Source organism: Pseudomonas sp. 25 R 14, assembly GCF_900004755.1.
GTDB lineage: Bacteria > Pseudomonadota > Gammaproteobacteria > Pseudomonadales > Pseudomonadaceae > Aquipseudomonas > Aquipseudomonas brenneri.
In genome coordinates this window covers 123,068-145,062 of the sequence record NZ_CVTS01000062.1, presented here as the reverse complement: position 1 = coordinate 145,062, position 21,995 = coordinate 123,068, and the positions used below count along the sequence as shown (strand labels likewise).

23 protein-coding genes are annotated in these 21,995 nt (G+C 60.7%); 14 read left to right on the top strand and 9 right to left on the bottom strand.

What is annotated here, in order from left to right; all coding sequences use genetic code 11:
- Positions 1–49 precede the first annotated feature (49 nt).
- Together BFQ03_RS22015 and BFQ03_RS22010 are read left to right on the top strand one after the other, a co-directional pair.
- Entirely contained in the window at positions 50–229 is a 180-nt protein-coding gene (locus BFQ03_RS22015) for a hypothetical protein (protein ID WP_032862540.1), read from the top strand.
- Positions 230–334: 105 nt separating this feature from the next.
- The gene (locus BFQ03_RS22010; RefSeq protein WP_032862539.1) at positions 335–1,534 is read left to right on the top strand and encodes an MFS transporter; all 1,200 of its coding nucleotides are present in this window, start codon (positions 335–337) and stop codon (positions 1,532–1,534) included.
- Here BFQ03_RS22010 and arfB read toward each other — a convergent pair.
- From arfB to BFQ03_RS21970, 8 genes are all read right to left on the bottom strand, one after another.
- Positions 1,531–1,944, bottom strand: coding sequence for an alternative ribosome rescue aminoacyl-tRNA hydrolase ArfB (gene arfB, locus BFQ03_RS22005; protein ID WP_032862538.1), 414 nt, complete (start codon positions 1,942–1,944; stop codon positions 1,531–1,533). The genes BFQ03_RS22010 and arfB overlap by 4 nt on opposite strands.
- Before the next feature lie 57 nt (positions 1,945–2,001).
- On the bottom strand, positions 2,002–3,423 hold the full coding sequence (locus tag BFQ03_RS22000; protein WP_065944016.1) for an amino acid permease: 1,422 nt from the start codon (positions 3,421–3,423) through the stop codon (positions 2,002–2,004).
- Positions 3,424–4,023: 600 nt separating this feature from the next.
- Positions 4,024–5,262, bottom strand: a complete 1,239-nt coding sequence (gene rluB, locus BFQ03_RS21995) for a 23S rRNA pseudouridine(2605) synthase RluB (RefSeq protein ID WP_029296351.1) — start codon at positions 5,260–5,262, stop codon at positions 4,024–4,026.
- Between the two features lie 144 nt (positions 5,263–5,406).
- Positions 5,407–5,598 carry a DUF1289 domain-containing protein gene (locus BFQ03_RS21990; protein WP_065944015.1) on the bottom strand — a complete coding sequence of 64 codons (192 nt, stop codon included), beginning with the start codon at positions 5,596–5,598 and terminating at the stop codon, positions 5,407–5,409.
- A 126-nt stretch (positions 5,599–5,724) separates the two neighbouring features.
- On the bottom strand, positions 5,725–6,651 hold the full coding sequence (gene scpB, locus BFQ03_RS21985; protein ID WP_032862535.1) for an SMC-Scp complex subunit ScpB: 927 nt from the start codon (positions 6,649–6,651) through the stop codon (positions 5,725–5,727).
- A 12-nt stretch (positions 6,652–6,663) separates the two neighbouring features.
- On the bottom strand, positions 6,664–7,362 hold the full coding sequence (locus BFQ03_RS21980) for a segregation and condensation protein A (RefSeq protein WP_169851199.1): 699 nt from the start codon (positions 7,360–7,362) through the stop codon (positions 6,664–6,666).
- 120 nt (positions 7,363–7,482) lie between these two features.
- Positions 7,483–8,112, bottom strand: a complete 630-nt coding sequence (locus BFQ03_RS21975) for an L-threonylcarbamoyladenylate synthase (RefSeq protein WP_032862533.1) — start codon at positions 8,110–8,112, stop codon at positions 7,483–7,485.
- Positions 8,113–8,125: 13 nt separating this feature from the next.
- Positions 8,126–8,989: a PHP domain-containing protein gene (locus tag BFQ03_RS21970; protein ID WP_032862532.1), complete on the bottom strand. Its 864-nt coding sequence runs from the start codon at positions 8,987–8,989 to the stop codon at positions 8,126–8,128.
- 87 nt (positions 8,990–9,076) lie between these two features.
- On the opposite strand from BFQ03_RS21970, the gene BFQ03_RS21965 reads away from it, so the two are divergent.
- From BFQ03_RS21965 to BFQ03_RS21935, 7 genes are all read left to right on the top strand, one after another.
- On the top strand, positions 9,077–9,673 hold the full coding sequence (locus BFQ03_RS21965) for a septation protein A (protein ID WP_032862531.1): 597 nt from the start codon (positions 9,077–9,079) through the stop codon (positions 9,671–9,673).
- 1 nt (position 9,674) lies between these two features.
- The gene (locus BFQ03_RS21960) at positions 9,675–9,974 is read left to right on the top strand and encodes a YciI family protein (RefSeq protein ID WP_065944014.1); all 300 of its coding nucleotides are present in this window, start codon (positions 9,675–9,677) and stop codon (positions 9,972–9,974) included.
- A 106-nt stretch (positions 9,975–10,080) separates the two neighbouring features.
- Positions 10,081–10,488, top strand: coding sequence for an SH3 domain-containing protein (locus BFQ03_RS21955; protein ID WP_032862529.1), 408 nt, complete (start codon positions 10,081–10,083; stop codon positions 10,486–10,488).
- 7 nt (positions 10,489–10,495) lie between these two features.
- A complete protein-coding gene (locus BFQ03_RS21950; protein ID WP_032862528.1) occupies positions 10,496–11,173 on the top strand; it encodes a response regulator transcription factor in 678 nt (225 codons plus the stop codon).
- A 162-nt stretch (positions 11,174–11,335) separates the two neighbouring features.
- Positions 11,336–11,797: an LTXXQ domain protein gene (locus BFQ03_RS21945; RefSeq protein ID WP_032862527.1), complete on the top strand. Its 462-nt coding sequence runs from the start codon at positions 11,336–11,338 to the stop codon at positions 11,795–11,797.
- Positions 11,798–11,861: 64 nt separating this feature from the next.
- Positions 11,862–13,205, top strand: coding sequence for a sensor histidine kinase (locus tag BFQ03_RS21940; RefSeq protein WP_065944013.1), 1,344 nt, complete (start codon positions 11,862–11,864; stop codon positions 13,203–13,205).
- Between the two features lie 40 nt (positions 13,206–13,245).
- On the top strand, positions 13,246–14,595 hold the full coding sequence (locus BFQ03_RS21935) for a CoA transferase (protein ID WP_065944012.1): 1,350 nt from the start codon (positions 13,246–13,248) through the stop codon (positions 14,593–14,595).
- A 69-nt stretch (positions 14,596–14,664) separates the two neighbouring features.
- Here BFQ03_RS21935 and arcD (BFQ03_RS21930) read toward each other — a convergent pair whose 3' ends face one another.
- Positions 14,665–16,092 carry an arginine-ornithine antiporter gene (gene arcD / locus BFQ03_RS21930; RefSeq protein WP_065944011.1) on the bottom strand — a complete coding sequence of 476 codons (1,428 nt, stop codon included), beginning with the start codon at positions 16,090–16,092 and terminating at the stop codon, positions 14,665–14,667.
- Between the two features lie 449 nt (positions 16,093–16,541).
- On the opposite strand from arcD (BFQ03_RS21930), the gene arcD (BFQ03_RS21925) reads away from it, so the two are divergent.
- From arcD (BFQ03_RS21925) to BFQ03_RS21905, 5 genes are all read left to right on the top strand, one after another.
- Positions 16,542–17,969, top strand: coding sequence for an arginine-ornithine antiporter (gene arcD / locus BFQ03_RS21925; RefSeq protein ID WP_029296320.1), 1,428 nt, complete (start codon positions 16,542–16,544; stop codon positions 17,967–17,969).
- A 35-nt stretch (positions 17,970–18,004) separates the two neighbouring features.
- Positions 18,005–19,261, top strand: a complete 1,257-nt coding sequence (gene arcA, locus BFQ03_RS21920; protein WP_065944010.1) for an arginine deiminase — start codon at positions 18,005–18,007, stop codon at positions 19,259–19,261.
- Between the two features lie 69 nt (positions 19,262–19,330).
- Positions 19,331–20,341: an ornithine carbamoyltransferase gene (locus BFQ03_RS21915; RefSeq protein ID WP_065944009.1), complete on the top strand. Its 1,011-nt coding sequence runs from the start codon at positions 19,331–19,333 to the stop codon at positions 20,339–20,341.
- Positions 20,342–20,530: 189 nt separating this feature from the next.
- Entirely contained in the window at positions 20,531–21,460 is a 930-nt protein-coding gene (arcC, locus tag BFQ03_RS21910) for a carbamate kinase (protein WP_032862521.1), read from the top strand.
- Between the two features lie 61 nt (positions 21,461–21,521).
- Complete coding sequence (locus BFQ03_RS21905; protein WP_032862520.1) at positions 21,522–21,884, top strand: DUF5064 family protein; 363 nt, start codon at positions 21,522–21,524, stop codon at positions 21,882–21,884.
- The last annotated feature ends 111 nt before the right edge of the window (positions 21,885–21,995 follow it).

Sequence of the window (21,995 nt, the reverse complement as noted above, 5' to 3'; positions counted from 1 at the left end):
GCGTGACATTGCGCGCTTTCCACACCGCCTGAATCAAGAGACACGCAACATGCCTGACACCCCCAAGCATTCCCCCGATGAAGCGATACTCGGCGCCGCCCTGCAAATGGTCGATGTATGGAGCCGCCTCAGCCCGGAAAAACAGGCGCTGCTGCTCAAGCGCTTTGGCACCCAGGAAAACGCCCTGGCAGCCCTGGTGACCACCCGGATGCTCAACCCCGAAACATAACGGCTACAGAGTTTGTGCGGGGTTGTGTTTTGCCTCCCTGCGCAGCGCAAAGCACCGGTATCATAAGCAGCCTATCTTTTCCTGCCGCGACGGTGGATCTTTCCCATGCCAGATACCCAGCGCCCCATGGCGGTCACGCTGCAAGTCGTCTCCATCGTGCTGTTCACCTTTATCGGCTACCTGAATATCGGCATTCCCCTGGCCGTACTGCCGGGCTATGTCCACAGCGACCTGGGCTTTGGCGCCGTGATCGCGGGCCTGGTGATCAGCGTGCAGTACCTGGCCACCCTGTTGAGCCGCCCGTATGCCGGACGCATCATCGATAACCGTGGCAGCAAGCGTGCAGTGATGTACGGCCTGGCCGGCTGCGGCTTGAGCGGGGTATTCATGCTGGTATCCGCCGCATTGACCCATCTGCCGGCCTTGAGCCTGACCAGCCTGTTGATTGGCCGTCTGGTCCTGGGCAGTGCCGAAAGCCTGGTGGGCTCGGGCTCCATTGGCTGGGGCATCGGCCGGGTCGGCGCGGCGAATACCGCCAAGGTCATCTCCTGGAACGGTATCGCCAGCTACGGTGCCCTGGCGATTGGCGCACCGCTGGGGGTGCTGCTGGTCAGCCGGCTTGGGCTGTGGAGCATGGGCGCCAGCATCATTGTACTGGCGGTGCTGGGCCTGCTGCTGGCCTGGCCGAAAGTCGCGGCGCCCATCGTGGTGGGCGAACGCCTGCCCTTCATGCATGTGCTGGGCCGCGTACTGCCCCACGGCTGCGGGTTGGCCCTGGGCTCCATCGGCTTTGGCACCATCGCCACATTTATCACCCTGTATTACGCGACCCAGAACTGGGACAACGCCGTGCTGTGCCTGAGCCTGTTCGGCGCCAGCTTTATCGGCGCGCGCTTGCTGTTTGGTAATTTGATCAACCGGATTGGTGGCTTTCGCGTGGCAATTGCCTGCCTGTCGGTGGAAACCCTCGGCCTGCTGCTGTTGTGGCTGGCACCGAATGCCGAGCTGGCCCTGGCGGGCGCGGCCTTGAGCGGTTTCGGGTTTTCCCTGGTGTTTCCGGCGCTGGGGGTCGAAGCGGTCAACCTGGTACCCGCCTCCAGCCGTGGCGCGGCGGTGGGTGCCTACTCGCTGTTTATCGACTTGTCCCTAGGCATCACCGGGCCACTGGCCGGGGCGATTGCGGCGGGTTTCGGCTTTGCCTCGATCTTTTTGTTTGCCGCGCTGGCCGCCTTCGCCGGGCTGCTGTTGAGCCTGTACCTGTATCGCCAGGCCCCCAAATACCGCGACGAACGTAACGCCGGCTAAAAATCCACCTTGCCGCGCCCGGCCTTGATGCTGCCGCGCTTGGTCTTGGATTCCAGGCGACGCTTTTTCGAGCCCAGGGTGGGTTTGGTCGGGCGGCGTTTTTTCTCGACCTTGGTCGCGCTGAGGATCAACTCCACCAGGCGCTCCAGGGCATCGGCACGATTCTGTTCTTGGGTCCGGTATTGCTGGGCCTTGAGGATCAGCACGCCTTCGCTGGTGATACGGCTGTCGCGCAGCGCCAGCAGCCGCTCCTTGTAGAACGGCGGCAGCGACGAGGCCGGAATATCGAAGCGCAGATGCACCGCGCTGGAGACCTTATTGACGTTCTGCCCGCCAGCGCCCTGGGCGCGGATGGCCGTCAACTCGATTTCGGCATCGGGCAGGTGCACGTTATTGGAGATCACCAGCATGGAAAGCAGGTCCGTTGACACCTGCAGGAGCCGGCTTACCGGCTCCTGCAGGGTGGGCTAGTTGTTGAGCGAGGATACCGCACTCAGGTTTTCCCGAGCCTTGCGCTTGTTCTTGAAAAAATAGCAGACCCACATGAACGCCAGCCATACCGGGATCGCATACACCGACTTCTGAATCCCCGGCGTCATCAGCATGATCGCCAGGATAAACACCACGAACGCCAGGCACACATAGTTGCCGTAGGGATACCACAGCGCCTTGAACAAGGGCACCTGGCCCGTGCGGTTCATGTGCTGGCGGAACTTGAAGTGCGAGAAGCTGATCATCGCCCAGTTGATCACCAGCGTGGCCACCACCAGGGACATCAGCAGTTGCAGCGCGTGTTGCGGCATCCAGTAGTTCATCAGCACCGCCACCAGGGTGACTGCTGCCGAGGCCAGGATCGAGCGCACAGGTACGCCGCGCTTGTCGATCTTCGCCAATGCCGCCGGCGCATCGCCCTGCTCGGCCATGCCCAGCAGCATGCGGCTGTTGCAGTAAGTACCGCTGTTGTACACCGACAGCGCCGCCGTCAACACCACAAAGTTGAGGATATGCGCGGCGGTGTTGCTGCCCAGCATCGAGAACACCTGCACGAACGGGCTACCGCTGTAGGCATCGCCGGACGCGTTGAGTGTCGCCAGGAGGCTGTCCCACGGGGTCAGCGACAACAGCACCACCAGGGCGCCGATGTAGAAAATCAGGATGCGGTAGATCACCTGATTGATCGCCTTGGGAATCACAGTGCGTGGCTGGTCTGCTTCAGCGGCGGTGAAACCGAGCATCTCCAGGCCACCGAAGGAGAACATGATGATCGCCATGGCCATCACCAGCCCACCGACGCCATGGGGGAAGAACCCGCCGTGTTCCCACAGGTTGCTCACCGAAGCCTGTGGCCCGCCGCTGCCGCTGCCCAGCAGATAGCTGCCCAGGGCGATCATGCCGACAATCGCCACCACCTTGATAATCGCAAACCAGAACTCAGCCTCGCCAAACACTTTGACGTTGGCCAGGTTGATCACATTGATCAGCACGAAAAATGCCGCCGCCGAGACCCAGGTCGGAATCTCCGGCCACCAGTAATGCACGTATTTGCCGACAGCCGTAAGCTCCGACATGCCCACCAGGATATAGAGGATCCAGCAGTTCCAGCCCGACAGGAAACCGGCGAAACCGCCCCAGTACTTGTGGGCAAAATGGCTGAAGGATCCGGCCACCGGCTCTTCGACGATCATTTCGCCCAGTTGGCGCATGATCATGAAGGCGATAAAGCCGCAGATGGCATAGCCCAGGATCATCGACGGGCCGGCTGACTTCAGCACCCCCGCCGAGCCCAGGAACAGGCCGGTACCGATCGCGCCACCGAGGGCGATCAATTGAATATGACGATTTTTCAGGCCGCGCTTCAGTTCACCTGAAGGCGAGTTGGTTGCACTCATGAAAAGGGTCTCACGCAAGGTTTGATGATGTTGATTGCACGATGCTGCTTTGAAACCTGCTCAAGCAGCGCCGATCAAACCCCAGCGCAGGCACCAGGAGTTCAGCGTCTTTCTTACGGTCATGCGTCACCTGTTTGTTTTTATCTGTGACGAAATCGAACCCGTCCGGCTTATGGCCAGGCGGAGTTAATAAGGCGGGTCAGCCTTGAGGTTGGCCTTTTGCGTGGGTACGCAAGGGGGGTCACAGTAAAACGCGGCGCATTGTACACCGCTCGATTGGTTAGGGAGCCTTGCCGGGGAGATTGCTGACCGATCGGAAAGTTTTCTTTACAGATAAAAACCCACGAGACCAAGACAGGCATAGGCTCAGGCCCTTCGTAAAATAATTGTTACAGCGCGGAAGACATTCATGACGACCGGGCTTGCCATCATCTGTAGGAGCGAGCTTGCTCGCGAGAAACACCCAGGCACCGCATTCATTCTGGATAACCACGACAGCTCTGATTTTTTCGCGAGCAAGCTCGCTCCTACACAAAATCCGGCGCAAAAAAAAACGCCAACCCGAAGGTTGGCGCTTTTTCTTACAGCTTGCCGCAGCCCTTAAGGCTTCTTGCGACCAAAGCCCGGACGCTGCCCGGAACCTGCCGGCGCACCACGGCGCTTGCCCGACGGCTCGTCAGCCACCAGTTTGAGCCCTGGACGCTTTTTCGGCGCTGGCTTGGCTGGGCGCTTGGCGCCTTCGGCTGGACGATCGGTCTGCGGCGCCCCACGGCCTGCATCGCCACGGTTGCTGCGACCGCCCGTTGGCGCTTCGCCACGGCCGGCTGGACGCGGAGTACGCGGCGCACGCTCGCCATCCTGGCGAGCCGGAGCCGATGGACGACGATCGCCCTCGATCTGCGGCTGACGGGAAATGCGACCGCCAGTAGCCGGTGCATCCAGGGCCGGGCGCAAGGTCCGGGCAACGCGTTCGGTGCGTGCCACTGGGCGCGACGATTTACGCTGCATACGCTCCAGCTTGTCCTTGCTCTTGGCATTCATCTGCGGCATGGCCACAGGCGTCAGGCCCACTTCGGCACTGAGGATGTCGACTTCGTACTGGCTCATTTCGCGCCAGCGACCCATCGGCAGGTCAGAGTTGAGGAACACCGGGCCGAAACGCACGCGCTTCAGACGGCTGACCACCAGACCCTGGGATTCCCACAGGCGACGTACTTCACGGTTACGCCCTTCCATCACCACGCAGTGGTACCAGTGGTTGAAACCTTCGCCACCAGGCGCCTGCTTGATGTCGGTGAACTTGGCCGGGCCGTCTTCCAGCACGACGCCGGCCTTGAGGCGCTCGATCATCTCGTCATCGACTTCACCACGTACACGCACGGCGTATTCACGGTCCATCTCGTAGGACGGGTGCATCAGGCGGTTGGCCAGTTCACCGTCGGTGGTAAACATCAGCAAGCCGGTGGTGTTGATGTCCAGGCGGCCGATATTGATCCAACGGCCTTCTTTAGGCTTGGGCATCTTGTCGAACACGGTTGGACGGCCTTCCGGGTCGTCACGGGTGCAGATCTCGCCGTCGGGTTTGTTGTACATGATCACGCGGCGCACTGATTCGGCGGCCTCTTCACGCTTGATGACCTTGCCATCAATGGTGATCGCGTCATGCAGGTCGACGCGCTGGCCAAGGGTGGCCTCGACGCCGTTGACCTTGATGCGCTTCTGGGTGATCCAGGCTTCCACGTCGCGGCGCGAGCCGACGCCGATACGGGCGAGGACTTTTTGCAGTTTCTCGCCTGCTGGGCCGATTTCCTGGCTGTCGTTCTGGTCTTGGTCTTTCATCTTAAGCACCTCCCGGTGTGTCGATTCAGGCGTGGCCTGAAGAGTATTCAAATCTGGGTCTTGGGCGAACGCATCGCCAAAGGGTCGCGAATCATACGCTCATGGCGCGCATTGCGCATCAGAGACTAGCCGATATGTGCCCAGTCATTTGCTTTTCCGCCGACCGGTGGCGCCGAGGGCAATCAGCCGTAGCTGGGATTCGGCCAATACCGCGCGCTTGTCGACTTTGTCGAGCTTCTTCCAGGCCCGGATCTCGCGCTTGCTGCGCCCGCAGCCGACGCAGATATCGTCGCTGAATTTACAGATTTTGATGCAGGGGTCTTTGGTGGAGCTCATCACTACCTCACTGCACAGGGCTTTTCTGTGGGAGCTGGCTTGCCTGCGATAGCATCAGCATGGTCTGCCTGAAGTACCGAGTTGCCTGTATCGCAGGCAAGCCAGCTCCTACAAGGGTGGGACAGGTCAGTCTTCGAATTCGCGACGTTCGTTTTCGATGGCTTCGGCCAGTGCCCGGGCTTCGGCCTCTTCATCGCTCAACTCGGGCTGTTCCAGGGCGGCGACGGCTGCCAGCAGTTTTTCGCGGGCGGCCGCAACGCCGAGGATGTCTTCCTCAGGCTCAGGCTCGACCTCAGGCGCCGTTTCAACGTTCACCGGCGTCTCAGGCTCTGCTGCCCCATCGCGCAGCAAGTCATCAAAGTCGGTCTTGATCCCCTGCTCCATATCATCCAGCTCCAACAGTAGCGTATGGAAACTGGTCTCGTCCTTCGGCTCTTGCGGCTCGGCGCTGGCATCAGCCAGTTCCTGCAAGCCAGCCGGCACCGGCGCGTCGTCGAAGTCGAGCACCGGCTCAGCCTCGATCTCGCGCAGTTCGGCCAGCGGCGGCAGGTCGTCGAGGTTCTTCAGGTTGAAATGATCGAGAAACACCTTGGTGGTGGCAAACATCGCCGGTTTGCCGGGCACGTCGCGGTAGCCGACGATGCGGATCCACTCGCGCTCCAACAGCGTCTTGACGATATGGCTGTTGACCGCCACGCCGCGCACGTCTTCGATCTCGCCACGGGTGATGGGTTGGCGGTAGGCAATCAGCGCCATGGTCTCCAGCATCGCCCGGGAGTAACGCTGCGGGCGCTCTTCCCACAGTCGCCCGACCCACGGCGAAAACTTTTCGCGGATTTGCAGGCGGTAGCCCGAGGCGACCTCGCGCAATTCAAAGGCACGGCCTTCGCAGGATTTGCGCAGGATTTCCAGGGCCTTCTTGAACACCGGCGGTTCCGGGCGCTCAGCCTCTTCAAACAGTTCGAACAGGCGTTCCAACGATTGCGGCTTGCCCGAGGCCAAGAGGAAGGCTTCCAACAAAGGCGCCAGTTCGCGGGGTTCAGTCAGATTCATCGATTCAGCTCGTTATTCGGCTCGCGCCCGCACGTGGATAGCCGCAAAAGGCTCATTCTGTACCAACTCGACCAAGGACTCCTTGACCAGTTCAAGGATCGCCATAAAGGTCACCACCACCCCCAGGCGCCCTTCTTCGGCGGTGAACAGCTCGACAAACGGCACAAAACCGCCGCCCTTGAGGCGTTCCAGCACATCACTCATGCGCTCGCGTGTGGACAAGGCTTCGCGGCTGACCTGGTGGCTTTCAAACATATCGCCACGGCGCAGCACCTCGGCCATGGACATCAGCAGCTCTTCCAGACTCACATCCGGTAACAACTTGCGCGCCCGGGCTTCCGGGGCATCGAGCTTGGGCACCACCACGTCACGACCGACACGGCTCAAGCCGTCAATGCCTTCGGCGGCGGCCTTGAAGCGCTCGTATTCCTGCAGGCGGCGGATCAGTTCGGCACGCGGGTCGTCTTCTTCTGCTTCGATCGTCTCCGAACGCGGCAGCAGCATGCGCGACTTGATCTCCGCCAACATCGCGGCCATCACCAGATACTCGGCAGCCAGTTCCAGACGCACCGACTGCATCAACTCGACATACCCCATGTACTGGCGAGTGATTTCCGCCACCGGGATATCGAGGATATTGATGTTTTGTTTGCGGATCAGGTACAGCAGCAAGTCCAGCGGGCCTTCGAAGGCTTCAAGGAACACTTCCAGAGCATCCGGCGGGATGTACAAATCCAGGGGCATTTCCATGACCGCCTGGCCATAGACCATGGCAAATGGCAGTTCTTGCTGGGCGCCGGCCTGGCTGTCGACGGTTTCCACAGACGACATTCAGGCCTCGACCATAAACGGTGTGGGGTCGCCACAACCGACGCGCACCACCTCAGGCTCGCCGTCGGCCAGGTTGATCACGGTAGACGCCTTGTTGCCGCCATAGCCGCCGTCGATGATCAGGTCGACGTGTTTTTCCAGGAGTTGGCGCATTTCGTAGGGGTCGTACAGCGGCTCGGATTCACCGGGCATAATCAGCGAAACACTCATCAATGGCTCACCCAGTTCCGCCAGCAGTGCCAGGGCAATCGGGTGTTCCGGCACACGCAGGCCGATGGTGCGCTTCTTGGGGTGCAGCAGCAGGCGCGGCACCTCGCGGGTGGCATTGAGGATAAAGGTGTAGGGGCCCGGCGTATGGGCCTTGAGCAGGCGGAAAGTGCCCGTATCGACCTTGGCGAACAGCCCCAGTTGCGACAGATCGCTGCAAATCAGCGCGAAGTTGTGGTTCTTGTCGAGCTCGCGCAGGCGTCTTACGCGCTCCACGGCATTTTTGTCACCGATCTGACAACCGATCGCATAGGAGGAATCCGTTGGGTAGATCACCACACCACCGGCGCGAATGATCTCCACAGCCTGTTTGATCAGCCGCGCTTGCGGGTTTTCCGGGTGAATCTGGAAAAATTGACTCACGTTTTCTACCTGTTCAGACGGTGGCGGTAATGGGGTCATGCTTGAATCGCCCCCACAGGAGCGGCAAGTCTTCCGGGACCGGGCGGTATTCGCCAATCTCCGACCAGCCGCCTGGGCCATGGAAATCACTGCCGGCACTGACCAGCAGACCAAACTCACGGGCAAGAATCGCCAGGCTGCCAACCTGTTCGGCGGGTTGATGCCCATTGACCACTTCGATGGCGTGGCCACCCGCTTGAATATAGTCGCCTATCAGCTTGCGGCGTTTACTGCGGGTGAAATCGTAGTGCCAGGGATGTGCCAGGCTGACCCAGGCTCCTGAAGCGCGCAGGGTGGCCACGGTGTCTTCGAGAGTCGGCCAGTGCAGCTTGACGTCCCCCAGCTTGCCGGCGCCCAGCCATTTGCGAAACGCTTCGGCGCGATCCTTGACGAAACCTTCGCGCACCATCCAGTCGGCAAAATGCGGGCGGGCCGGGGCGTTGCCGCTGTCGCCCAGTTCCTGCTGGATCGCACGGGCGCCTTCAAGGGCGTTGGGCATGCCCTTGAGCGCCAGTTTGCGGCTTATTTCTTCGGACCGCAGCCAGCGGCCATCGTGCAACCGGGCGATGGCCTCCACCAGCGGCGGGGCCGTGACGTCGAACCCATAGCCCAACACATGAATGGTCGCACCACCCCAGGTGCAGGACAATTCGACGCCATTGACCAGCTGCATCCCCAGCGCTGTGGCGGCACTACGGGCCTCATCCAGGCCTTCAAGGGTGTCGTGGTCGGTCAACGACAAGACTCGCACGCCTTTTTCAAACGCACGCGCAACCAGTACCGCGGGCGCCAGGGCGCCGTCGGAGGCCGTGCTGTGGCAGTGCAAATCAACATTCACGGAAGTGTGTAACCTCAAGTCAGCTGGCGCTTTCGCTACCAAGGATGTTTGTTATTATGCCGCCACATCCAGCTTCTGGCTCTTACTGTGAAACAATTCATCGACTTCATCCCGCTGTTGCTGTTCTTCATCGTTTTCAAAACTGATCCACGGGTCATCGATATCGGCGGCCATGAGCTGTCGTTCGGCGGCATCTACAGCGCCACGGCGGTACTGATCATCAGTTCCCTGGTGGTCTACGGCGCGATCTTCATCTCCCAGCGCAAGCTGGAAAAAAGCCAATGGCTGACCCTCATCGCCTGCCTGGTCTTCGGCGGCCTGACCCTGGCCTTCCACAGCGAAACCTTCCTTAAATGGAAAGCCCCGGTGGTCAACTGGCTGTTCGCCCTGGCCTTTATCGGCAGCCATTTCATTGGCGACCGCCTGCTGATCAAGCGGATCATGGGCCACGCCTTGAGCTTGCCGGAGCCGATCTGGACCCGCCTGAACATCGCCTGGATCCTGTTTTTCCTGTTCTGCGGCGCGGCCAACCTGTTCGTGGCCTTTACCTTCCAGAGCTACTGGGTCGACTTCAAGGTGTTTGGCAGCCTGGGCATGACCGTGGTGTTCCTGGTTGCCCAGGGCATCTACCTGTCGCGCCACCTGCATGACACCGACCCTACCACGCCAAAAACCGAGGACTGACATGCTCTACGCCATCATTGCCACCGACGTCGCCAACTCCCTGGAAAAACGCCTGGCCGCGCGCCCGGCACACGTGGAACGCCTCAAGGCGCTGCAAGCCGAAGGGCGCATCGTGCTCGCCGGTCCGCACCCGGCGGTCGACAGCAATGATCCGGGCGACGCTGGTTTCACGGGCAGCCTGATCGTCGCCGAGTTCGCCTCCCTGGCCGACGCCCAGGCCTGGGCCAAGGCCGACCCGTATGTGGCGGCCGGCGTGTATGCCGATGTCGTGATCAAGCCGTTCAAACAAGTCCTGCCTTGATCGATGTAGCGCTGAACCTATTGGGTTCGGCGTACTCCTAATCGCTCATTATTCTCGGTAACCTGCCGACAACGTTCTGAATATTCGTGTGGAATCAGGAGTTCCGATGCGCTTAAGTCAGTTGTGTCTGTTGGCAGTGTTAACGATCGGGGCTACGGCCCATGCTGAAGAAACCTCGAACACCGGCAGTTCAACGCCCCTGTCCTTGAGTGCCGGCAGCCAGGTCACCGAGTTGCAGCAACGCTTGAAAGAAAGCGAACGCCTGCGCGAAGAACTGAACAAACAATTGCAAACTGCCGATGCCACCCGCGAGAGTGCGCAGTTGAGCCGGCTGCGCCAGGACAATCAACGCCTGGCCCAGCAACTCAAGGAAGCGCAAGGCGGTGCCCTGCCACGCTGGCTTACCGATCAGCAGCAGTGGTTCGTGATTGGCGCAGGAGTTGCGCTGGTTGCCCTGCTGTGCGGTATCTTCGCCAGTGGCGGGCATCGGCGCCGTCGACAATGGCTAAATTGAGTGAGTCATGAGCGAGCTGTTACTGATAGATGATGACCAGGAGCTCTGTGAGCTGCTGACCAGTTGGTTGAGCCAGGAAGGGTTCCAGGTACGCGCTTGCCATGACGGCGTGAGCGCACGCCAGGCCCTGGCCGAGGCCGCTCCGGCGGCCGTGGTGCTGGACGTGATGCTGCCCGATGGCAGCGGCCTGGAGTTGCTCAAGCAACTGCGCGCCGACCACCCGGAATTGCCGGTGCTGATGCTCTCGGCCCGGGGCGAGCCCCTGGACCGGATCCTCGGCCTGGAACTGGGCGCCGATGATTACCTGGCCAAGCCATGCGATCCACGCGAACTGACCGCCCGCTTGCGCGCAGTCCTGCGCCGCAGTCACCCGACTGCGGTGTCGAGCCAACTGGAACTGGGCGACCTGTGCTTCAGCCCGGTACGGGGTGTCGTCACCATCGACCATCAGGAACTGACCCTCACCCTGTCCGAAAGCCGTCTGTTGGAAGCCTTGCTGCGCCAGCCAGGCGAGCCGCTGGACAAGCAGGAACTGGCGCAGATTGCCCTGGGCCGCAAGCTGACCCTGTATGACCGCAGCCTGGACATGCACGTCAGCAACCTGCGCAAGAAAATCGGCCCGCATGCCGACGGCCGCCCGCGGATCGTCGCACTGCGCAGCCGTGGCTACTACTACAGTCTTTAAGAGCAGCGACAAGTGAAAAGCTCTTAGCTTGCCGCTTGTAGCTCGTAACTTGTAGCTGCCCCTTCCTTACTTAAACTTTACCCTGCGCTGACGGCGGCTGACCTTGATCTTTGTAATCTACTCACATCCGGACTCACCGGAACCGAGACAAGGAGAAACACCATGCGCAAGACCCTTATCGCTTTGATGTTCGCTGCCGCCCTGCCTACCGTCGCCATGGCCATGCCAGAAGGCCAAGGCCCGATGGGCGGTCCAGAAGGCCATATGATGGGCGGCCCGGGCCACGGCGGTGAACACGGCATGCGCGGCAAAGGCGGCCCTTTCAGCCAACTGGACCTGACCCGCGAACAGCGCCAGCAGATCGGCAAATTGATGGGCGAGCAACGCGAAGGTCGCCAGCAACTGGTCAAGAAATACCTGGATAAACTGCCGGCCGCCGAGCAGAAAGCCATGAACGACGAGATGGCCGCCGCCAAACAGAAAACCCAGGCCGACATCCGCGCCCTGCTCAAGCCCGACCAGCAGAAGAAGTTCGACGAAATGGCGAAGAAACGCGCCGAGCGCAAGGCCGAATGGCAGCAGTTCCAGGCCTGGAAAGCGCAACAACCGCAAAAAGCGCAATAATGCGTTAGCTACCTCCCAGCCCAGTGGCCCGCGCCACTGGGCTTTTCCTGTTTGAGGGTTTCCTGTGCGTTCACTCTTCTGGCGCATCCTTGCCAGTTTCTGGCTGGCCATCGCCCTGGTTGCCGGGCTGTCGATCCTGCTTGGGCATATGCTCAACCAGGACGCCTGGATTCTCAGCCGTCACCCAGGCCTCAATAACCTGGCCGAAGAATGGACCCGGGTCTATGAAACCCAAGGCGAGGACGCCGCCCAGGACTTGCTGCAACAACGCAGGCGCCAGTACCACGTCGATGTACAGGTGCTCAACGAAAGCGGTGACCCGGTGGTGCGCGGCACCTTCCCGCGCCGCTCCGCTGCCTTCGAAGCCCGCCAACATGACAGCCATGACAGCCGCCTGCCCTGGCGGCGCCTGACGGCCGAGTACACCAGTGAACGAACCGGCGACACCTACCTGCTGATCTACCGCATCGCCTTGCCGGAACTGGACGCCTGGCACCGCAGCAGCCTGCTCTGGCCCTTTAGTGCGCTGGCGATCGCGCTGGTGGTACTGACCCTGTTCAGCCTGCTGGTGACCCTGTCGATCACCCGCCCCCTCAGCCGCCTGCGCGGCGCGGTCCACGATCTGGGCCAGACCACGTACCAGCAAAACAGCCTGGCGCGCCTGGCCAACCGGCGCGATGAATTTGGGGTGCTGGCCACCGACTTCAACCGCATGGGCGCGCGTCTGCAAAGCCTGATCGGCAGCCAGCGCCAATTGCTGCGCGATGTATCCCACGAACTGCGCTCGCCCCTGGCGCGCCTGCGGATCGCCCTGGCCCTGGCCGAACGGGCCACCCCTGAGGCGCGGGAAAAACTCTGGCCGCGCCTGACCCTCGAATGCGATCGCCTGGAGGCCTTGATCAGCGAGATTCTGGTGCTGGCCCGCGTCGATGCCGACAACGCCAGCCCTGAAGACGTTGACCTCAACCCGCTGCTCAATACCCTGCAAAAAGATGCCCAGCTCAGCGCACCGGAACAACTCGTGCAGTTGCATGCCGACCCCGCGCTGACACTCAAAGGCTGGCCGCACATGCTCGAACGTGCGCTGGACAACCTGTTGCGCAATGCCCAGCGCTTCAACCCGCCTACCCAGCCGATTGAAATACAGGCCCGCAGCATAGCCGAACAGATTGTGATCAGTGTGCGCGACCATGGCCCCGGCGCCGATGCCGAACACTTGAAGCAATTGGGCGAGCCGTTTTACCGCGCCCCCGGGCAAACGGCCCCCGGCCATGGCCTGGGCCTGGCGATTGCGCGGCGGGCCGCCGAACGTCACGGCGGTAGCCTGACCCTGGCCAACCACCCCGACGGCGGATTCATCGCCACTCTGGAATTGCCACTGACGCCAGGGGTTGCAGCACTCCCCTGAAGATCTTCTATGATGGCCCTTCTTGTAAGGAGGGCCGTTGATGACTGATCTGCTCACATCCATCGAGGTTGCACTCGATCTGCCACCCACCGCGCTGACCATCACCGAGGCCGGCGCCCTGCCTTCAACCTTCGCCGTCACTGAACTGGCCTGTGCCAGTATCGGTGCAGCAGGCCAGGCCGTCGCCCGGCTGCTGGAGCAACAGACCGGACGCCTACCCACTGTCAGCGTGGACCGGCGCCTGGCCTCATTCTGGTTCTCCAGCTCACTGCGTCCGCTCGGTTGGAGCGTACCGCCGCTATGGGACCCGATTGCCGGCGACTACGCCTGCGCCGACGGCTGGATTCGCCTGCACACCAACGCCCCCCATCATCGCGCGGCCGCCGAACGCGTGCTGGGCCACGTCGCGGATCGAGCGGCGATGGCGCTCAAGGTAGCCCCCTGGAACGCGGCCAAGCTGGAACACGCGATTGTCGATGAAGGTGGTTGCGCCGCGCAGATGCGCGCATGGCCGGACTGGCAGGCCCACCCCCAGGGGTTGGCGGTCAACCAGGAGCCCCTGGTTGCACGCCAGCACTTCGAGGCAGCCAGCAACATCCCCTGGCGCGGCAGCGTGGCGCGCCCGTTAGCGGGGATCAAGGTGCTGGACCTGACCCGCGTGCTGGCCGGCCCCGTGGCCAGTCGCTTTCTCGCCGGCCTTGGCGCCAACGTATTGCGTATCGACGCCCCCACCTGGAACGAACCCGGGGTCGTGCCGGAAATGACCCTGGGCAAGCGCTGCGCGCGCCTTGACCTTAAGACCTCCAACGACCGGCAATTATTTGAGCACTTGCTCAAGGATGCCGACATTCTGTTCCACGGCTACCGGGCCGATGCCCTGGAGCAGTTGGGTTACAACACCGCCACACTGCAGCAGATTGCCCCCGGCCTGATCGACGTCAGCCTGAACGCCTACGGCTGGAGCGGCCCATGGCGCAATCGCCGAGGCTTCGACAGCCTGGTGCAGATGAGCAGCGGGATTGCCCACGCCGGCATGCAGTGGAAACAGGCGAACAAACCCGTGCCGCTGCCAGTGCAGGCGCTGGATCATGCAACCGGCTACCTGATGGCCGCCAGTGCCATACAGGCGTTGGCCGAACGCCTGCGCAGTGGGCGTGGCGGTTCGTCACGTCTGTCGCTGGCGCGCACGGCGAAGCTGTTGGTCGAGTCGGGAAACCGTGTGGAACAACCCGCGTTGCGTGAAGAAGATCCGAGCGATCAAGGCCTGGTGGTGGAACAGACGGCCTGGGGCCCGGCTCATCGGCTGCTGGCGCCGCTGACAATTACGGGGACACCGCTGCAGTGGGATTTGCCGGCAGGGGAACTGGGCGCGCATCGGGCCCAGTGGTGACCTTGCAATTGTCATCGCGGGCTTGCCCGCGATGAGGCCCTCACCCGCACAATCATTCAACCGTCATGCTCACAAGGTCAGCACGCCACTGTACAACCCATACGCCGCCAGGCTCGCCCCGGCGATCACACAGCTGAAAATGCCTTTTTCCAACAAGGTAAACAGGGGCTGGCCCTGCTCGCGCTTGGCCTGGGCAAACAGGATCACCCCCGGCGCATACAACAGCGCCGACAGCAGCAGGTATTTCAGGCCACCGGCATACAGCAGCCACACCGCATAACCCAGTGCAATCACCCCAATCAGCAGGTCCTTGAGGCGCGCGCGGTGGGCATTTTCATAGGTTTCACCACGCCCGCACAGCAGCACGGCATAGGCCGCCGACCACAAATACGGCACCAGGATCATCGACGACGCCAGGTAGATCAGCGTGGTGTAGGTACTGGCGGAAAACAGGGTGATCACCAGGAAAATCTGGATCATCACATTGGTCAACCACAGGGCATTGACCGGCACACGGTTGGCATTTTCCTTTTTCAGGAAGGCCGGCATGGTCTTGTCGTGGGCGGTGGCGTAGAGAATTTCGGCACACAACAACGCCCATGACAGCAACGCACCGAGCAACGACACGGCCAGGCCGATGCTGATCAACATCGCGCCCCAGGGGCCGACAATATGCTCCAGCACGCCCGCCAGGGACGGGTTCTGCAAGTTGGCCAACTCCGGCTGGCTCATAATCCCCAGGGACAACACGTTGACCAGCACCAGCAGCGCCAGCACCCCGATAAAACCGATCACCGTGGCGCGCCCCACATCCGAGCGTTTTTCCGCCCGGGCCGAGTACACGCTGGCACCTTCGATACCGATAAACACAAACACGGTGACCAACATCATGTTGCGCACCTGATCCATCACCCCACCGAACTCCGGGTTGCCCAGGCCCCAGATATCGCGGGTGAAAATATCCGCCTTGAACGCCACGGCAGCGATGACGATAAACATTAGCAGCGGCACGATCTTCGCCACGGTGGTGACCTGATTGATAAACGCCGCCTCCTTGATGCCGCGCAGCACCAGGAAATGCACAGCCCACAGCAGCAACGATGCGCAGCCAATGGCCACCGGCGTATTGCCCTGGCCAAACACTGGGAAAAAATAGCCGAGGGTGCTGAACAGCAACACGAAATAGCCGACGTTGCCCATCCAGGCACTGATCCAGTAACCCCAGGCCGAAGAAAACCCCATGTAGTCGCCAAACCCGGCCTTGGCATAGGCGTACACCCCTGAATCCAGGTTGGGTTTACGGTTGGCCAACGTCTGGAACACAAAGGCCAGGGTCAGCATGCCGATGGCGGTGATGCCCCAACCGATCAGGATCGCTCCCACCTCTGCCCGTGCGGCAATGTTTTGCGGCAACGAGAAAATCCCGCCGCCAATCATCGAGCCCACCACCAGCGCAATCAGGGCGCCGAGTCGAAGCTTTTGTGCCGGTTGCGACATAGAAACCCCTGCAAATCAAACCGTCATTGAGCCAACAACTGTGCACTCGGATAATTTATCTAACGTATTCAGCGTTTATTAGCTATAGCGAATAAAGCGGATCGCCTCATAACTTAATGGCATGTCAGTTAATAGAGTTTAGGCCTATTTAGAATTTAAATATGACTTGTCTTCCCATCACATGGCGTATTTGGCAAAGCCTATTGAAAAAGTTTGCACATCTGGGAATACGGGCTAGCGTCAACCCTTCATGCCCTACATAAAAATGATTAACCGTAACGGATAGAGGCTCTGGAACGCACTTATCCGAACAATTATACGCCTGTAACAACTCAACCATAAGTCATTAATTCGCAATGGAATGTGCCAATGAAGTGATCTGAGTCAGCTGTTTGAATAGCGCACAGTTTTATTCTGTGGTCTCTCTTCTCCTGCATTGGAGTCACGCAATGTCTGAATCTCCCGGAAAACTTCGATTAGGCGCCCTTGTTGCTCTTGTTGTGGGCTCAATGATTGGCGGCGGGATCTTCTCGTTGCCGCAAAACATGGCCGCCAGCGCCGATGTCGGTGCGGTATTGATTGGTTGGGTTATTACTGCCGTGGGGATGTTGACCCTGGCCTTTGTATTCCAGACCCTGGCCAACCGCAAACCTGACCTGGACGGCGGTGTCTACGCCTACGCCAAGGCCGGTTTTGGCGACTACATGGGTTTCTCGTCGGCCTGGGGCTACTGGATCAGCGCCTGGCTGGGCAACGTCGGTTACTTCGTGCTGCTGTTCAGCACCCTCGGTTACTTCTTCCCCATCTTCGGCGAAGGCAACACCCCGGCGGCGGTGATTGGCGCGTCGGTGCTGTTGTGGGCCGTGCATTTCCTGGTCCTGCGCGGGATCAAGGAAGCAGCGTTCATCAACCTGGTGACCACGGTCGCCAAGGTCGTGCCGCTGGTGCTGTTTGTGTTGATCGCACTGTTCGCGTTCAAGCTGGACATTTTCACCGCTGATATCTGGGGCGTGAAAAACCCCGACCTGGGCAGCGTGATGAACCAGGTGCGCAATATGATGCTGGTCACCGTCTGGGTGTTCATCGGCATCGAAGGCGCGAGCATCTTCTCGTCCCGTGCCGAAAAACGTTCGGACGTGGGCAAGGCCACTGTCATCGGCTTTATCACCGTGCTGCTGTTCCTGATGCTGGTGAACGTGCTGTCCCTGGGCATCATGACTCAACCGGAACTGGCCAAGCTGCAGAACCCATCGATGGCCGCAGTGCTGGAACATGTGGTCGGCCACTGGGGCGCGGTACTGATCAGCGTCGGCTTGATCATCTCGCTGCTGGGGGCGCTGCTGTCATGGGTGCTGCTGTGCGCCGAGATCATGTTCGCCGCCGCCAAAGACCACACCATGCCGGAGTTCCTGCGTAAGGAAAACGCCAACCATGTGCCGGTCAACGCCCTGTGGCTGACCAATGCCATGGTGCAGATCTTCCTGGTGATCACGCTGTTTTCCGCCAGTACCTACCTGTCGCTGATCTACCTCGCCACCTCGATGATCCTGGTGCCGTACCTGTGGTCGGCGGCCTACGCGCTGTTGCTGGCGGTACGCGGCGAGACCTACGAGGCGGCCCTGGCCGAGCGCAAGAAAGACCTGTTCATCGGCGCCATCGCCCTGATCTACGCGGTCTGGCTGCTGTATGCCGGTGGCACCAAGTACCTGCTGTTGTCCGCCCTGCTCTACGCCCCTGGCGCGATCCTGTTCGCCAAGGCCAAGCGTGAACTGGGCAAACCGATTTTCACCAACGTCGAGAAGCTGATTTTCGCCGCAGTGGTCATTGGCGCCCTGGTGGCGGCCTATGGGCTCTACGACGGCTTCCTGACCCTGTAACACCCTCACTGTTTATGTTCACTGGAGGATCTGTAATGACCACGGAAAAAGTTAAGTACGGCGTACATTCCGAAGCCGGCAAACTGCGCAAAGTCATGGTGTGTTCCCCAGGTTTGGCCCACCAGCGGCTGACCCCCAATAACTGCGACGAGCTGTTGTTCGATGACGTGCTCTGGGTTGCCCAGGCCAAGCGGGACCATTTCGACTTCGTCACCAAGATGCGTGAGCGGGACATCGATGTGCTGGAAATGCACAACCTGCTGACTGACATTGTCGCCATCCCCGAAGCGCTGGACTGGATCCTGGAGCGCAAGATCACCGCCAACACCGTTGGTCTGGGCCTGGTCGATGAAGTCGGCTCGTGGCTGCGCAGCCTGGAGCCACGCAAGATCGCCGAGTTCCTGATCGGTGGCGTATCGGCCGATGACCTGCCAAGCAGCTTCGGTGGCAAGACCATCGAGATGTTCCGCGACTTCCTCGGCCACTCAAGCTTCATCCTGCCGCCGCTGCCCAACACCCAGTTCACCCGTGACACCACGTGCTGGATCTACGGCGGCGTGACGCTCAACCCGATGTACTGGCCGGCGCGACGTCAGGAAACCCTGCTGACCACCGCCATCTATAAATTCCACCCTGAGTTCACCAACGCCGATTTCCAGATCTGGTACGGCGACCCTGACCTGGAACACGGGGCTTCCACGCTGGAAGGCGGCGACGTGATGCCGATTGGCAACGGTGTGGTCTTGATCGGCATGGGCGAACGCACGTCCCACCAGGCCATCGGCCAACTGGCGCGCAACCTGTTCAAGAACAAGGCGGTGGAACGGGTGATCGTTGCCGGCCTGCCGAAATCCCGCGCGGCGATGCACCTGGACACCGTGTTCAGTTTCTGCGACCGCGACCTGGTAACCATCTTCCCTGAAGTGGTCAACCAGATCGTTGCCTTCACTTTGCGCCCTGACGAAAGCAAGCCCCACGGCATCGATATCCAACGCGAGAAAACCAACTTCCTCGACACCGTGGCCGCCGCCCTTGGCCTCAAGGCCCTGCGTGTAGTGGAAACCGGCGGCAACAGCTTCGCCGCCGAACGCGAGCAGTGGGACGACGGCAACAACGTGGTGGCCGTGGAGCCTGCCGTGGTGATCGGCTACGACCGCAACACCTACACCAACACCCTGCTGCGCAAGGCCGGCGTGGAAGTGATCACCATCAGCGCCGGTGAGCTCGGCCGCGGCCGTGGCGGTGGCCACTGCATGACCTGCCCGATCATCCGCGACCCTATCGACTACTAAACGACCATCTACCCGGCGGCGCTTACCGAGTGCCGACCGGGCCGATTACCGAATCCAAGGAGAATCATCATGGCGTTCAACATCCACAACCGTAACCTGCTGAGCCTGGAACACCACACCCCGCGCGAACTGCGCTACCTGCTGGACCTGTCCCGCGACCTCAAGCGCGCCAAGTACACCGGCACCGAGCAGCAGCACCTCAAAGGCAACAACATCGCGCTGATCTTCGAGAAAACCTCGACCCGCACCCGATGTGCCTTCGAAGTGGCGGCCTATGACCAGGGCGCCAACGTCACCTACATCGACCCGAACTCGTCGCAGATCGGCCACAAAGAAAGCATGAAGGACACCGCCCGCGTACTCGGGCGCATGTACGACGCCATCGAGTACCGTGGCTTCAAGCAGGAAATCGTCGAAGAACTGGCAAAGTTCGCCGGCGTGCCCGTGTTCAACGGCCTGACCGACGAATACCACCCAACCCAGATGATCGCCGACGTGCTGACCATGCGTGAACACGCCGACAAGCCGATCCACGACATCAGCTACGCCTACCTGGGCGACGCGCGCAACAACATGGGCAACTCGCTGCTGCTGGTCGGTGCCAAGCTGGGCATGGACGTGCGCATCTGCGCGCCAAAAGCCCTGTGGCCACACGATGACCTGGTGGGTCGCTGCAAAAAATACGCAGAAGAAAGCGGCGCACGCATCACCCTCACCGAAGACCCGAAAGCGGCGGTCAAGGGCGTGGACTTCATCCACACCGACGTTTGGGTGTCCATGGGCGAGCCAGTAGAAGCCTGGGCCGAGCGCATCGAGCAACTGCTGCCATACCAGGTCAACAGCGAACTGATGAAAGCCACCGGCAACCCACGCACCAAGTTCATGCACTGCCTGCCGGCGTTCCATAACAGCGATACCAAGATCGGCAAGCAGATTGCCGAGCAGTATCCGCACCTGGCCAACGGCATCGAAGTGACCGACGACGTGTTCGAGTCCCCGGCCTGCATCGCCTTCGAGCAAGCGGAAAACCGCATGCACACCATCAAGGCGATCCTGGTGTCGACGTTGGCTGATTTGTAATCCAACGCAGCTCCCACTGACTCAGTGGGAGCGAGCTTTATGTGGGAGCTGGCTTGCCTGCGATGGCATCACCTCAATATGTCTGGCAGACCGAGGTGACTGCATCGCGGGCAAGCCCGGCTCCTACATAAAGCCGGCTCCCACACTTGGTCCAGTGTTCACAAGGCAGAATTCTAGAAGGATTGCATTATGCGTATCGTCGTTGCACTGGGCGGTAACGCCCTGCTCCGCCGTGGTGAACCCATGACTGCGGACAACCAACGCGCCAATATCCGGATCGCCACCGAACAGATTGCCAAGATCCATCCGGGCAACGAGTTGGTGATCGCTCACGGCAATGGCCCGCAAGTCGGCCTGCTGTCGCTGCAAGCCGCCGCCTACACCCAGGTTTCACCGTATCCGCTGGACGTGCTGGGCGCCGAAACCGAAGGCATGATCGGCTATATCATCGAACAGGAACTGGGCAACCTGCTGGACTTTGAGGTGCCGTTCGCCACGCTGCTGACCCAGGTGGAAGTGGACGCCAAGGACCCGGCTTTCCAGAACCCGACCAAGCCGATCGGCCCGGTCTACTCCAAGGCCGAAGCGGAAAAACTGGCGGCCGAAAAAGGCTGGGCGATTGCTCCCGACGGCGACAAATACCGCCGGGTGGTGGCCAGCCCGCGTCCCAAACGCATCTTTGAGATTCGCCCGATTAAGTGGCTGCTGGAAAAAAGCAGCATCGTGATTTGCGCCGGTGGCGGCGGGATCCCGACCATGTATGGCGAAGATGGCAAGCTCAAGGGCATTGAGGCGGTGATCGATAAAGACCTGTGCTCGTCGCTGCTGGCCTCGCAACTGGAAGCCGACTTGCTGGTGATCGCCACTGACGTGAATGCAGCGTTTATCGACTTTGGCAAGCCAACGCAAAAAGCCATTGGCCAGGCGCACCCGGACGAAATGGAAAAACTCGGCTTCGCCGCCGGCTCCATGGGTCCCAAGGTCCAGGCCGCCTGTGAGTTCGCCCGCCAGACTGGCAAAACCGCAGTGATCGGTTCACTCTCGGACATCGAAGCGATTGTCCAGGGCACCGCCGGCACCCGTATCAGCACGGCAAAGCCTGGTATCACCTACTTATAACGACACACCGGGCGGCGCTTGCTGCCGCCCTTCTCCAATGCCTTGTAAAGGAGAGACGCCTATGGCCATTTTTGAACCCGGTCACTTGCATATCGAACGCCATGCGCTGAACAAAGACGATGTCAGCTACGACCTGTGCCTCGACTACGAGGTCGTCACGGATGCACGCGAAGGGAAAGGCATGCAGTTCACGCTGCATGGCAACATTCAGGGTAAAGACATGAAGGAAACGTTCTTCCTGCCCAAGGATCAGGCTTACAACTTTGCCAGCAACGTGACCAAGATTGCCGAAAAGTACGGAATCCCCAAGACACACAGCAGCATCGGCTCGCAACACAAGCATTACGATCTGATGTTCGCGGATGTCAGGCAGCAGTTGGGCATGAAATCGGGTGACCCGGTCAAACCCGAACACCTGGAATAACCCCGGCCCCAGCAACGCCACACACCCAATGTGGGAGCGGCGGTGCGACGATTCGACTTGCTCGCGAATGCAGAGTGTCAGTCACTGAATATGTAGCTGATACACCACATT

Coding starts and splice junctions, on each gene's coding strand:
- BFQ03_RS22015 (WP_032862540.1), top strand. CDS start 50: ATGCCTGACACCCCCAAGCATTCCCCCGATGAAGCGATACTCGGCGCC.
- BFQ03_RS22010 (WP_032862539.1), top strand. CDS start 335: ATGCCAGATACCCAGCGCCCCATGGCGGTCACGCTGCAAGTCGTCTCC.
- arfB (WP_032862538.1), bottom strand. CDS start 1,944: ATGCTGGTGATCTCCAATAACGTGCACCTGCCCGATGCCGAAATCGAG.
- BFQ03_RS22000 (WP_065944016.1), bottom strand. CDS start 3,423: ATGAGTGCAACCAACTCGCCTTCAGGTGAACTGAAGCGCGGCCTGAAA.
- rluB (WP_029296351.1), bottom strand. CDS start 5,262: ATGAAAGACCAAGACCAGAACGACAGCCAGGAAATCGGCCCAGCAGGC.
- BFQ03_RS21990 (WP_065944015.1), bottom strand. CDS start 5,598: ATGAGCTCCACCAAAGACCCCTGCATCAAAATCTGTAAATTCAGCGAC.
- scpB (WP_032862535.1), bottom strand. CDS start 6,651: ATGAATCTGACTGAACCCCGCGAACTGGCGCCTTTGTTGGAAGCCTTC.
- BFQ03_RS21960 (WP_065944014.1), top strand. CDS start 9,675: ATGCTCTACGCCATCATTGCCACCGACGTCGCCAACTCCCTGGAAAAA.
- BFQ03_RS21955 (WP_032862529.1), top strand. CDS start 10,081: ATGCGCTTAAGTCAGTTGTGTCTGTTGGCAGTGTTAACGATCGGGGCT.
- BFQ03_RS21950 (WP_032862528.1), top strand. CDS start 10,496: ATGAGCGAGCTGTTACTGATAGATGATGACCAGGAGCTCTGTGAGCTG.
- BFQ03_RS21945 (WP_032862527.1), top strand. CDS start 11,336: ATGCGCAAGACCCTTATCGCTTTGATGTTCGCTGCCGCCCTGCCTACC.
- BFQ03_RS21935 (WP_065944012.1), top strand. CDS start 13,246: ATGACTGATCTGCTCACATCCATCGAGGTTGCACTCGATCTGCCACCC.
- arcD (WP_065944011.1), bottom strand. CDS start 16,092: ATGTCGCAACCGGCACAAAAGCTTCGACTCGGCGCCCTGATTGCGCTG.
- arcD (WP_029296320.1), top strand. CDS start 16,542: ATGTCTGAATCTCCCGGAAAACTTCGATTAGGCGCCCTTGTTGCTCTT.
- arcA (WP_065944010.1), top strand. CDS start 18,005: ATGACCACGGAAAAAGTTAAGTACGGCGTACATTCCGAAGCCGGCAAA.
- BFQ03_RS21915 (WP_065944009.1), top strand. CDS start 19,331: ATGGCGTTCAACATCCACAACCGTAACCTGCTGAGCCTGGAACACCAC.
- arcC (WP_032862521.1), top strand. CDS start 20,531: ATGCGTATCGTCGTTGCACTGGGCGGTAACGCCCTGCTCCGCCGTGGT.
- BFQ03_RS21905 (WP_032862520.1), top strand. CDS start 21,522: ATGGCCATTTTTGAACCCGGTCACTTGCATATCGAACGCCATGCGCTG.